This is a genomic window from Candidatus Atribacteria bacterium (assembly GCA_011056645.1).
GTDB classification, from domain to species: Bacteria; Atribacterota; Phoenicimicrobiia; order Phoenicimicrobiales; family Phoenicimicrobiaceae; genus Sediminicultor; species Sediminicultor quartus.
In genome coordinates, this window is record DSEL01000171.1 from 1 (window position 1) to 3,226 (window position 3,226).

The window sequence follows — 3,226 nt, forward strand, 5'->3', positions numbered from 1 at the left end:
GCATTTTGTTTAATTAATAAATTAAAAAGGATTAAAAAACATATAATGAGAAATGGTTTATTTATCACATTTGAAGGGCTTGAAGGTTGTGGGAAAACTACCCAAGCAAAGATGCTTTTCGATTTTTTAATCAGTCAAAAAATACCGGCTATTTATACTAAAGAGCCGGGAGGAACAAAGATCGGAGGTAAAATCCGTAAAATCCTTCTTGACCAAAAAAATGGTGACATGGACTATAAAACCGAAATGCTATTGTTCTTAGCTTCCCGAGCAGAAAATGTCAGATTGATCATATTGCCTGCCTTGGAGGAGGGAAAGGTAGTAATATCTGATCGTTTTTATGATTCTACTACCGCTTATCAAGGGTACGGAAGAGGCATAGATTTAAAAATTACCCAAAATCTAAATAAATTGGTTGTGGGAAAAGCTATTCCTGACCTAACTTTTTTCTTGGATATTGACCCTCATGAAGGATTACGAAGGTCTTCATCTTTCGGTAATTCTCGCGAAATGCGATTTGAAGAAGAATTTATTAAGAAAAAAATTATCGGAGGAAAATTGTTTTTAGAAAGAGTAAGACAAGGTTATTGCCAATTATCTTATGAAGAAACAGCAAGAATTAAGATAATTAATGCCAACAGAAGTAAAGAAGATATATTTGAAGAAATAAAAAAAATAGTAGAAAAAAAATTGCGCATTTCTACTAAGCAATGCTTGGGAAAAAAGTTATAAGTGCTTAGTTTCTGACGATATAGAGGATATAGGAAATACGAAATAAATTAAGGAAATAAAGGTGGTATTTGTGTCTTTTAAAGATATCATAGGGCAGGAAAGAGCAATAAAAATAATAACTAAATCTCTAAAAGAAAATAAGATATCCTCATCTTATATTTTTAACGGGAATGAAGGTACTGGAAAAAAGCTTACAGCTATAGAATTTGCCAAGGCACTAAATTGTTTAAAATTTAATGATCGTTTCGAAGCTTGTGGGATTTGTGAACCGTGTAAGGAGATTGGTAAACAGATTAGTCCTGATTTAACTATAATTGAACTCGTTAAGAGCTCGATAAAGATTGAACAAATACGGGCATTGCGAAATGAAATTGTGCTCAAACCTTTTAAAAATAAAAAGAAAGTATATATTATAGACCGGGCAGAAAATATGACTATTGAGGCATCAAATTGTCTGCTAAAAACTCTTGAAGAACCGCCTCATTATGCCATAATCTTTTTAATATGTTCAAAAATAGATTCAATTTTACCGACTATAGTCTCACGGTGCCAGGTAGTAAATTTTGGAGTGATCTCTTCCTTGAAAATAAAAGATATTTTACTAAAAAAAAATGTGGACCTAAATTTAGAGAAAGCCGAAATTATTTCCAAATTAGCTCAAGGGAGCATAGGAAATGCCTTTAGATTGCTATCCGATAAGGAATATTTTGTCAGAAGGGAAGAAATATTAGATTACTTATCTAACCTCTGTCCCGGAGAGTATAGTGATGATATTTTTGCAGAAGTTGAAAAAATGGTATCAGAAATAGAGAGAATTGAAGAGATTGTGGAAATAATAAAACTATGGTTTCGGGATATTTTAATAATTCAGAAGACCGGGGATAAAAACTATATTTCTAATTGTGATAAATTAGAAATACTTGAGAATAAATCTAAAATTTATTCTCAGGAAATACTAATTGATATTATAGATTATTTAGAAAAGATGGAAGAATATTTAATAAAAAATGTTAATAAGCGTCTTATTTTGGAAAGATTAACTATAAAGATGGTAGGTGTTGAGTATTGCCTAAAGTAACTGGTTTAAAATTCATTAAAACAAATTATATCTATTATTTTAAAATTAATAATAAAATTAAATTAAATAAAGGGGATATATGCTTGGTAAAGACGGCTATTGGTTTGGACTTGGGAGAAGTAGTCATCCCTTACAAATATATAAAAAATAATGAAATAGATACTCCGCTAAAAAATATACTTCGGAAAGCGAATAAAGATGATTTTAAAAAACTTGAAATAATAAAACAAGAAGAGATTGAGGCACAAAATATTTGCAAAGAGAAGATCAAAAAATATAACTTGCCCATGAAATTAGTTTATGTAAAATGTTTATTTGATAGAAGTAGAATTATATTCTATTTTGTTTCTACTCAACGAATAGATTTTCGAGAATTGGTTAAAGAATTGGCCAAGGCGTTTAAAACTAAAATCGAGTTAAGGCAGATCGGAGTAAGAGATGGTACAAAATTAATAGGAGGGATGGGAATTTGCGGGAGAGAAGTGTGCTGCATTTCATTTATTCAAAAATTTGCACCTATCCATATTAACATGGCAAAAATACAAAAAATTGCTTTGAATCAATCAAAGGTATCGGGTCTATGCGGCAGATTAATGTGCTGCTTATCCTATGAATGTGAGTTCTATAAGGAGTGCTTAAAAAAGTACCCTAAATTAAAAGAAGAAATTGAATGCAAAAAAGGTGTAGGGAAAGTAATAGAAATAAATGTTTTAAAAAAATATATTATCGTTGAATTAGAAGACGATCCTAACAGTAAGAATGAGGGTATAAAAAAAAGAATAAAGATACCCGAAGAAGAATTCGAAGAACTTACAATAAAAAATAGAAGCGGAAAAAATAGCCTTAAGAACTGATTATATGTGTTACGTTAGGGATTAAGTTAGTTGATTAGATGGTTATACTTAAAAAAAATGAAAAAATAGAAGAACTTAATATTAAAGGACTGAAAATTATCCAGGCGAAGGATTCCTATCGCTTTTCAGTGGATTCTATTTTACTGCTTAATTTTATTAGACTTAAAAACTATGAAAGAATTATTGATTTGGGAACCGGGTCAGGGATCATTCCTCTGCTTTTGTTTGGCAAAAGAAAAGGACTGTCTATTTATGGTATCGAGATACAAAAAGATTTAGCGGATATGGCCAAAAGAAGCATCGAATTAAATCAATTACAAGATAATATTACAATCGTTCAAGAAGATTTCAGAAATCTAAAAAATATTTTTAAAGATCAAGTATTTGATGTAGTAGTAAGTAACCCCCCTTATATTTCACTGGGACAGGGGAAAATTAATCCTTTAAGCAGTAGAGCCATTGCCCGTCACGAAATAAAAGGGAATTTAGAAGATATCATTTTCGCCAGTAATTATTTGCTTAAGAATAAGGGAAGGGTCTATTTAATTTATAAGAGCAGCAA

4 protein-coding genes are annotated in these 3,226 nt (G+C 30.5%); all 4 read left to right on the forward strand.

The window, feature by feature from the left end; all coding sequences use genetic code 11:
* The coding region (tmk, locus tag ENO17_07490; protein ID HER24872.1) for a dTMP kinase at nucleotides 1-732 on the forward strand (732 nt) is incomplete at its 5' end.
* A 70-nt stretch (nucleotides 733-802) separates the two neighbouring features.
* Entirely contained in the window at nucleotides 803-1,810 is a 1,008-nt protein-coding gene (locus tag ENO17_07495; protein ID HER24873.1) for a DNA polymerase III subunit, read from the forward strand.
* Nucleotides 1,798-2,664 carry a stage 0 sporulation protein gene (locus ENO17_07500; protein ID HER24874.1) on the forward strand — a complete coding sequence of 289 codons (867 nt, stop codon included), beginning with the start codon at nucleotides 1,798-1,800 and terminating at the stop codon, nucleotides 2,662-2,664. The genes ENO17_07495 and ENO17_07500 overlap by 13 nt, the downstream gene beginning before the upstream one ends.
* Nucleotides 2,665-2,702: 38 nt before the next feature.
* Nucleotides 2,703-3,226: methyltransferase domain-containing protein (locus tag ENO17_07505; GenBank protein ID HER24875.1), on the forward strand; the 524-nt coding region annotated here is incomplete at its 3' end.